Annotated in this window: 3 protein-coding genes; 2 read left to right on the top strand and 1 reads right to left on the bottom strand. The window is 71.4% G+C overall.

Annotated features, from left to right (window positions below):
• Positions 1-185: 185 nt before the first annotated feature.
• Entirely contained in the window at positions 186-431 is a 246-nt protein-coding gene (locus ACWCSD_RS40585; RefSeq protein WP_449922838.1) for a hypothetical protein, read from the bottom strand.
• A 910-nt stretch (positions 432-1,341) separates the two neighbouring features.
• Here ACWCSD_RS40585 and ACWCSD_RS40580 point away from each other — a divergent pair.
• Together ACWCSD_RS40580 and ACWCSD_RS40575 are read left to right on the top strand one after the other, a co-directional pair.
• The gene (locus tag ACWCSD_RS40580; protein WP_449922836.1) at positions 1,342-1,647 is read left to right on the top strand and encodes a hypothetical protein; all 306 of its coding nucleotides are present in this window, start codon (positions 1,342-1,344) and stop codon (positions 1,645-1,647) included.
• 185 nt (positions 1,648-1,832) lie between these two features.
• Positions 1,833-8,883, top strand: a 7,051-nt coding sequence (locus ACWCSD_RS40575) for a helicase-related protein (protein WP_449922834.1), incomplete at its 3' end; no start/stop codon positions are given.

Here is an 8,883-nt window from a genome sequence, read left to right as displayed (position 1 = left end):
GCCGTGGCCGCGAGGCGGCGGGCACCGAGGACATGTACACCGCGCACGAGCGCGACCGGGAGCAGGAGGGCGCGAACCGGCCAGAGCCCGCCCAGCGCGAGGGCGAACGCGACCAGCCCGCTCAGGAGCAGTCCGCCCCGCCCGCCCAGCGGGAGGAGCGTGAGGAGCCCGCCCAGCGGGAGGAGTCAGCCGAGCCGGAGCAGGCCGACGAACCCGAGGAGCAGCCCGATACCGAGCCCGACGCCGCCCCGGCAGGTAGCGGGGGCGAGGAGCGCGCCAAGGAACTGTCCCGGCAGGCCAAGGCCGCGTTCGAGGCCGGTGAGTACGGCCGCGCCCTGCGGCTGCACAACGAGCTGTTCGAGGCGTGGCCGGACATGCCGGACAAGACCCGGGCGCGGATGGAGCGCAACCGGCAGGTCATCCAGTCGCACTGGCGGCGCAAGGGCAGCGACGAGGACCTGGCCGCGTGGGCCCGCGCCGAGCTGCGCGGTACGCCGGACACGGACGAATTCACGCCCCTGCTGAAGGACTTGGACCGCGGCGACCGCGTGTTCTTGCCGAACCCGGGCGGGCGCGGCGGCCGCGAGGTGATCCTCCTCGGCGTGCCGGAGAAGGTGGGAACCGGCCCGCGGGCCCGTGGCCGCATCTCATACGTGATGAAGGACGGGCGGCGCGCGTCAGAGGCGCGCTCGTGGAACGCCCGGGTGACGGTGCTGCGCGGCTGGGAGCCGCTGCCCGAGCACGACGGCAGCGCGGCCGCGCCTGATGAGGGTCGGCGGCTGGAGAGGAACTTGTCGGTCCGGCCGGGCCTGCTCCCCCGCGACGTCGAGCAGCGTCTCGCCACGGTGCGCGGGCGGCTGATCGAGGCCCTCGGCGGCGACGACTACCGCGCCGTCGAGGGCACGTCGCTCGACTACGAGCGGGAGCTGAACGTCGCCCTGCGAGGGCTGGACCGCCACATGCCGAGGCGGGACATCGCACAGGACGAGATCACGAAGACGAGCCGCGCTGTCAGAGGTGCCCGCTACGAGTGGACGCAGGCCCACAACAACCTGCCTGACCCGGGCACGCTCGACGTGGCCAACCTCAGTGACGACGAGTTGGACGAGTTGGCGTGGCGGGCGCGGAACAACGGAGGGATGGGCGACGGCGTCGTCCAGAGGGTCCTGACGAAGGTGACCGATGAGCAGGACCGGCGGCGTACAGGCCGGGAGCGGGGGCCGGATAAACCCCCACAGGTTGACACGAATCGTGATGATCCTGCTACTGTAAGTTCTACAATGGGCGCCCCCAAGACCGGGCCAGCGCCAACCGACGACAGCCCGGCCGAGGGAGACAGCGATGGCGATGACGACCGACGAACTGGTGAGCCTGGCTCGCCGGTACTGGGAGACGTACCTGCCGAAGGCGCACGCCGAGCTGGAGAACCCGGACGAGCACTTCCAGACGCTGGCGCACCAGGTGGAGGACCTGGTGGACGAGCGGGCCGAGGATCTGGCCGGGAAGGCGCCCGAGGGCGAGACGTTCGAGGACCGGCTGGGCCGGATCAGGAACGCCGAGACGACAGCCTGGGCGATGATCCTGGACGAGCTGGTGTACCTGACGCCCGAGCCCGGCAGGGAGAACGAGGAGCTGCCGCCGGCGTAACCCCGGCCGGCAACTTCCGGCCCTCCTCTCAGGAGGACCTGGCGCCCGCGGGCGAGAAGGCGAAGGCCCGCGCCAACATCGCCGCCGTCCGCACCCTCCGGCAGCTCCAGGCCGAGAATCGTCCGGCGACGGAGGAGGAGCGGCGCGTCCTGGCCCGCTGGTCGGGGTGGGGGTCGCTGCCGATCGTGCTGGAGTCGGAGCCGCTGCCGCAGGAGAAGCGGTTCCGCGACGACGACGGCAACCCCGACCCAGCCAAGTTCGAGCGCGCCCTGAAGCGGTGGGAGAGCTTCGCGCCGGAGCGGGCCGAGCTGCGGGCGATGCTGAGCGACGCCGAGTGGCGCAACGCCGAGGTCAACACGCTCAACGCCCACTACACCGACGCCGCGATCGTCTCCGAGGTGTGGGACGCGGTTCAGGCGCTCGGCTTCAACGGCGGCAACGTCCTCGAACCCGGCTCCGGGTCGGGCACGTTCATCGGCCTCGCCCCCTCGGGCGCGCACATGACCGGCGTCGAGCTCGACCCCACCACGGCGGGCATCTCGCAAGCGCTGTACCCGGACGCCGTCATCCGCAACGAGTCGTTCGCCGACACCCGCGCGCCCGAAGGGTCGTTCGACGCCGTCGTCGGCAACGTGCCGTTCGGCGACTACTGGCTCGTGGACCGCGAGTACAACCCCGACCAGAAGCACTCGATCCACAACCACTTCATCCTCAAGAGCCTCGGCCTGACCCGGCCTGGCGGCCTGGTCGCCGTCATCACCTCCCGCTACACCATGGACAGCGAGGACTCCTCGGCGCGGCGCGAGATGGCCCGCATGGGCGATCTGGTCGGCGCTGTCCGGCTCCCGTCCGGCGCGCACCGCAAGGCCGCAGGCACCGACGTCGTCACCGACCTGCTCATCTTCCGCAAGCGGGAGGAGGGCGAGCCGGCCGGTGACACCTCGTGGATCAACGCCCCATTGACCGACGTCAACGGCAGCCAGCACCCGATCAACGTCTACTTCCAGCAGCACCCGGAGAACATCCTCGGCGAGCAGACCACCGGCCGAGGCCAGTTCACCGACCACGACATCGTCGTCAAGGGCGACCGCGACGCCGCCCCCGCCCTGCGGGACGCGCTCGACCGGATCGTGGCCGACGCCCAGCAGCGCGGCGACACGTTCGAGCAGTCCGCCACCCCCGCCGAGCGGCTGCAGCTCGCCTCCCGCCACGAAGGCCACGACGGTGCGCTGCACCTCAACGACGACGGCTCGTTCTCCCAAGTGCAGAGAGGCGTCGCCCACCCCGCCAACGTCCACCCAAGCCAGACGGAACAGCTCACCGCGCTCGTCGGCCTGCGCGACGTCGCCCGCGCCCTGCTGGCCGAGGAGAACGCGTCCGCGGCCGACACGCCGCGCATGGCCGAGCTGCGCGCCGAGCTGAACCGCCGCCACGACGCCTACACCCGCAAGTGGGGGGCGATCTCCAAGCGCGCCAACCGCCGCTTCACCCCGGCCGAGGCCAAGGAGAGAGCCGACGCCGAGGGGCGCAGCGTCTCCGAGTCGGAGAAGGCCTCAACCGCGATCGGGTTCATGCGGTCCGACCCGGCCGGCGCGGTCGTGTTCGCGCTGGACGACTACGACCCCGACACCGGCAACACCCGCAAGGCGGACATCCTGTCCAAGCGGGTCGTCGCGGCCAAGAAGCCGATCACGTCGACGGACGACCCGGGCGAGGCCCTGGCGGTCGTCATCGACCGGTTCGGCGAGCTGCGCCTGGACGAGGTCGCCAAGCTGCTCGGCGTCGATGAGGAGACCGCCCGGCAGCGTCTGGGCAACCGCATCTACGAGCAGCCGCCGTTCTACACCGAGACGGGCGAACCGTACTACCTGCCCGGCCAGGCCCAGTACGTGGCGGCGGCTGACTACCTGTCGGGCAACGTCCGGCAGAAGCTGACCGCCGCCCGGACGGCGGCCGAGAACGACCCGCGTTTCGCGCTCAACGCCGCGGCGCTGGAGGAGGTCCTCCCCCGCGACCTCACCCCGGGGGAGATCGACGCGAAGCTTGGCGCGGCGTGGATCAACGCCGCGACGGTCACGGAGTTCCTGCGCGAGGTCCTGAACGACCCCAGCGTGCGCGTCAACCACGCGGGCGGGTCGCTGTGGGAGGTCAACGGCTACAAGGACGGGTACGAGGCCCGCAACACCTTCGGCACGCACTTCAAGCAGTGGTCGGCGATCGAGATCGCCGAGTCGCTGCTGCGCCAGGCCACGATCAAGGTCACCAGCTCGACGCCGGACGGCGGCAGCGTCGCCAACCCGGGCGGGACGATCGAGGTCCAGCAGAAGGCGCAGGAGCTCGCCGAACGGTTCTCCGAATGGGTATGGGAGGACGCCGACCGGGCCGAACGGCTGGCCCGCATCTACAACGACCGGTTCAACAGCATCGTCCTGCGCTCCTACGACGGGGCGAACCCGCTCCTGCCCGGCCTCGCGCACGGGTGGAAGCCGCGCGAGCACCAGAAGGCGGCTGTCGCCCGCATCGTCAACGAGCCGGCCGCGCTGCTCGCGCACGAGGTCGGCGCCGGTAAGACGGCCGAGATGGTGATGGGCGCGATGGAGCTGCGCCGCACCGGCATGGCGAAGAAGCCCGCGATCGTGGTCCCGAACCACATGCTGGAGCAGTTCACCCGCGAGTTCCTGGAGCTGTACCCGAACGCCAAGATCCTGGCGGCGGGCACGAAGGACCTGGAGAAGGACAAGCGGCGCGAGTTCGTGGCCCGCGCGGCGACGGGCGACTGGGACGCCGTCATCCTCACCCAGAAGGCGTTCGAGAAGATCGACATGCACCCGGACGTGCAGCAGGCGTACCGGGACGACGAGCTGAACAAGCTCCGCGCCGCCGTCGAGCGCGCCAAGGCGTTCGGTGAGGACTCCCGCCTGCTGAAGCGGCTGATGCGTCAGCTCGTCCAGGCCGAGGAGAAGATCAAGGCCAAGCTCGCCGGCGCCCGCCGCGACGAGGGCAACATCCATTTCGAGCACACCGGCATCGACTACCTGATGGTGGACGAAGCCCACATGTACAAGAACCTGCGCACCCCCTCCCGGATCGAGGGCGCGGGGATCGACGGGTCGGGCCGCGCCAGCGACCTGCACATGAAGCTCCACTACCTGCGCGGCCGGTCGGAGTCCGGCCGGATCGTCACGTTCGCCACCGGCACCGACATCGCCAACTCGGTGACCGAGGCGTACGTGATGATGCGGTACCTGCGGCCGGACCTGCTCGAAGAGGCCGGGATTGACGACTTCGACACGTGGGCGGCCACGTTCGGCGACGTCATCACCGACATCGAGCTCAACCCGGACGGCAACGGGTTCAGGCAGAAGGCCCGCTTCGCCAAGTTCCGCAACGTGCCGGAGCTGCTGCGCATCTACCGGGTGTTCGCCGACGTCAAAACCGCTGACGACCTCGGCCTGCCCACCCCGCCCGTCCGGAAGGACGCCAACGGCAACCGCGGGGAGACCGTCGTCGTCCCGGCCACGCCGGAGCAGCTCGACTACATCGCCGATCTGGGCCGCCGCGCCGAGGACATCCGGCGCAGCAGCCCCCGCAAGTGGATCAACGGCGTCCCCGAGGCGGAGTGGATCGCCGAGCACGGGGAGCCCGGTGAGGAAGACCGGGTGGTCGAGGACAACATGCTCAAGATCTCCGGCGACGGCAAGCGGGCCGCGCTGGACATGCGGCTGCTCGACCCCACCCTGGAGCAGGCGGGCGGGAAGTTGCAGGTCGCCGCCGAGAAGATCGCCGAGATCTACGAGCACTCCAAGGACTGGCAGTACCCCGTCCGCAAGGACAGCGAGGAGATGCACCCCACTGCGGGCGCGCTCCAGATCGTGTTCATGGACCAGGGCACGCCGAAGAAGAAGCCCGGCAAACCCCGATCGACGCAGGTGGCGGCCGAGAAGCTGAAGAAGGGCCAGTGGGTCGACCACAACGGCGTCCCGGCGAAGATCACCGGCATCACGTGGGACACCGACGAGCAGGTGTACGCGATCGACGTCGAACGGCCGTCCGGCGCCACCGCGAGCTTCGAGGCAGGCCGCGGCGAGAAGATCACGAAGATTCCGGAGCCGAAGGGCGACGTCTCCGACGAGCCCGGCGACGCTCCGGCCGGGGACGGCGACACGTCGACGTGGGCCGCCTACGACGAGATGAAGGCGCTGCTCGTCGCCCGGGGTGTCCCGGCCGAGAAGATCCGCTACATCCACGAGGCGAACACCGACGCGCAGAAGGCGAAGCTGTTCGAGGACGCCCGCAACGGCAAGATCGCCGTGCTGCTCGGCTCCACCGAGAAGATGGGCACCGGCACCAACGTGCAGGCCCGCGCCGTCGCGCTCCACCACATGGATTGCCCGTGGCGGCCGGCCGACCTCGCCCAGCGTGAGGGACGCGTGGAGCGGCAGGGGAACTTCAACCTGAACCACCACGACAAGGACGTCCGAATCCTCCGATACGTGACGGAGGGGACGTTCGACGGCTACTCGTGGCAGACGGTCGAGCGGAAGCAGAAGTTCATCGCCCAGATGAAGAAGGGCAGCCTGGACGTCCGCGAGATCGAGGACATCGGCGACGCCGCCCTCTCCTTCGCCGAGGTCAAGGCCCTGGCGACCGGTAACCCGTACCTGATGGACAAGGCGAAGGCCGACACGGAGCTGAACCGGCTGGAGCGCCTGAACCGCGCCCACGACCGCAACCAGGGCAACCTGGCCCAGCAGATCACCCGCGCCGACCAGATGATCGGCGAGCTGACCGCCGACATCGGCGAGTGGCGGGAGGCCATCGCCGCCCGCGTGGACACCCGCGGCGACAACTTCGTCATGAAGGTCGGCGACTTGGAGACCGACAAGCGGCCCGACATCTACGAGCCGCTGCTGAAGGCCATCCGCGACGTGCGCGACGGGCCCGCCGCCGAGGACCGGCCGGTCCCGATCGGCGAGCTGGGCGGCCACATCGTGTACGCCACCAAGACGCGCCGCTACTACGGCGACCAGTTGTACCGGGTGATCGACGTCGGGTTCGACTTCTCCGGCGGCGTCTCCTCCTACCGTGGCCACCAGCTCACGGACGGGTCCGGGAACGGCATCCTGCGCGCCCTGGAGAACCGGCTCGCCGGGCTCGAACCGCAGATCGAGGCCGCCGAGAAGCGCATCGCCCACTTGGAGGAGCAGGCAGGCAAGATGCGCGGCGCGGTCGGCCGGCCGTTCAACAAGGCCGGGCAGCTCGCTGAGGCGCGCGAGCGGTCGCGGCTGCTCGGCGAGATCATCCGCGTCCAGTCGCACCTGGACGAGATGAAGGCCACCACCCAGAGCGACCAGTACAAGGCGGCGGCCGAGGAGCTTGCGCTGCTGAAGGGGCAGCTCGATTCGCTGCGGCCGACGCCGATGCCGGACCCTGCGACCGACCCCGACCCGGACCTGAACGTGGTCCTGGACGACCCGACGCCCTCGGTGACGTCCGACGCGGACATGTTCGCCGTGGCGGACGTGCCCGACTCCCCCAACGTCGCCGCCCCGGCCGCCGACGTCGACCATGCCGACACGCCCGCGCCGGAGGAAACTTCCAGCGCTGAAAGTGCCGATCAGCCTGACCCGGGTCTGGCGGGCGTGCCGGGCGACGCGGCCGAGCAGCCCGCCCCGGCGAGCGCGCCGAGACGCGGCCAGACGCGGCAGGCAGATGCCGACAGCGGCGACGCCGCGCCTGATGCCGGGCCCGATGTGGAGCCGGCCGCGGCCTCCGACGTCGACCAGCCGGACGCCGCTCCGCTCCCGGCCGACGAGGTGAGCGCGCCGAGCCCCGCCGACGAGGCGGACGAGCCCGAGCCCGAGGTGGACGCCATACGGGAGACCGAGGCGGTGGAGCCGGAGGACCTGCGGCCGGGCGACCGCATCCGCGTCGTCCGCACGGGCGACGGCGTGCGTCGCATCCGTACCCGGGGCGGTGGTACCCGGCTCACCCAGTCCGATGGGCGGGTGTGGGAGGGCACCGTCCCCGACACCTACCGGCCCGGCAGCGCCGTGCGGCTGCGCGACGTGGTCGAGACCGAAGGCGGCCAGCCGCCCCGGTACGTGGCCGATCCCGGCCTTGTACGCCTCACAGACGCCGTTGATCGACTCGGCACGGACGAGGCGGCCACCTCGGCCGCTGAGGCCGCCAGGCTGCGCGACAGCCGCGAGCAGGCGCGCGAGCAGAACCAGCGCGAGCAGGCCGAGCGGCGCCGCCGCATGCTGGAGGAGGAAGGCGGGCCTGGCCTGGCCGACGCCGTCGAGGCGTTCGAGGCCGCCGCCGCCGGTGGCGCGTCCCGGCAGGAGATCGAGGACGCATGGCTGCGCGCCGACGCACAGCTCGCGGCCGCCGAGGAGACCGCCACGCACTGGGCGAGCCAGGCGCAGCTCAAAACGCTGCGGTCCACGCTGCGCGACCGGCTGCGCATGGCCGGCGGCCGCGAGGCTGACGCTCGCCGCCGCGCCGCCGAATGGGAGCAGGCCAAGGAGGAGGCCGCCCGCGTCGCCGAGGACGGCACGCCCGAGCAGGCGCCGGTCGAGGACCTGGCGGCCGGGGATCGGGTGGACACCCCGGTCGGGGACGAAACCGTCGTCGTGGAGGACGTCACCCGGGCGGGTGACATCACCTTCACCACCGAGCGCGATGCCGAGGACCGGCGCACTATCCGGGCGCGCAAGGAGGGCACGCAGGTCACCAAGCGGACCGGCGGCCGGAAGGCCAACCCGCCGGAGATCGCCCCGGTGGCCGCCTCCGACGTCGTCGTGGGCGAGTGGCTGATAGACGACGACGGCACCGCCGCCAAGGTCACCACCATCGACAAGGACGGCGACCGGATCACGTTCGAGCTGGTCGGCCCCAACGGGCCGTTCCTGGTCGACGCGGACGCCGGCGAGACGGTGACGCGGGGGCGCGGCCTGCGGATGAAGAAGCCGCGCAAGCCGCGGCCGCCGCGCGAGCGTAAGCCGCGCTCCACGATCACCGCGCTGGATGACGGGACGCCGGCCACCAGGGTGCGGCTGCGGTCCGACATCCGTAAGCGGGTGCTCGGCCTGGCCATCGAGGACGACGAGAACGCCCCCGAGACGGCGCGGGTCGCGGCCGCGCGTCTGCGCGGGTCGCAGCCGGTCAGCGCGGAGCAGATGCGCGCCCTCGGCCAGTACCTGCGCACTCTGGCCGCCCAGGACCGGCCCGCCG

The sequence above is a fragment of the Nonomuraea sp. NPDC001684 genome, assembly GCF_053596515.1.
Note: the sequence above shows the minus strand (reverse complement) of the source record. Positions and strands in the feature narration are given on the sequence as shown.